The organism is Vibrio sp. 378 (assembly GCF_033339435.1).
On sequence record NZ_JAWOUO010000353.1, the window covers coordinates 1 to 820 of the forward strand.

Consider the following 820-nt stretch of genomic DNA (forward strand, 5'->3'; position numbering starts at 1 on the left):
ATGCATAAAGCTGGCACCAAGGTGCAAAACCAATAGGAATGGCAACAACGCTTCACCACTAAACTCGTGGATCCCCTCTCCCAGCTCTTTCAGCATGTGTATTTCTCTGCCAGAATTCACTAATTCAAAACCAAACAGGCTCAGACCGTACCCTTCTCCTACAGAAACCGCGATACCAGACAAAGGCAACACCACAGTTAAGGCCAAAAGAGAGTACATAACCACAGCCGCCGCGATAGACTCAAATTTACTTCTTTCAGTCATAGGTTTTGGCATACCCGCAATGAGTCTCCCAACTAACCTAGGCACGCTCAAGGCTAAGACTAAAAGTCCGAATGACATGTGAGCATTAAAAAGTAAGTTGTTTGATTCATCATCCATAACTAGACCAGAAATGAGTACCGCAATCATTCCAAGCCCGATAACCCAATGGAAAAACATCATTGATTTTGAGATTGCATTGCTCGTTTTCGCGTCCATCGTCTTTCTCCATGTAAAAGACATGGTTATTCTTCACATGAGCCATGAATAAAAGATGAATACTTTATTCAGACAAACCACTCTCAGACGAACTAAACAGGTCGCCGCCCTCTAGTTGTGGTCCGTGTTGATACGATAAAAATAAAAACTTACGCCCATACTCAATATCCTTCCACACCCTCACTCTTATACTCTTTCCCAAAATGAGTAATAACCATAATACATTTTAGATTGAGGGGAAAACAATGGATATCTACCAAGAAAGCATCAGTTTTTTAGGTAACGACGCGAACTTCGATGAAAACGGATTATTTCAATGCGAACTGTCATCGAATACAAA

At 41.5% G+C, this 820-nt stretch carries 1 protein-coding gene and 1 pseudogene; one reads left to right on the plus strand and one right to left on the minus strand.

The window, feature by feature from the left end; genetic code table 11:
- Positions 1–480 (minus strand): cytochrome b (locus R7Q48_RS26225; protein WP_318133116.1); only part of this gene is annotated, 480 nt, incomplete at its 3' end.
- A 245-nt stretch (positions 481–725) separates the two neighbouring features.
- Between R7Q48_RS26225 and R7Q48_RS26230 the strand changes: the two are divergent.
- Positions 726–820, plus strand: a pseudogene (locus R7Q48_RS26230) (ati2 chaperone); the annotation flags it as partial.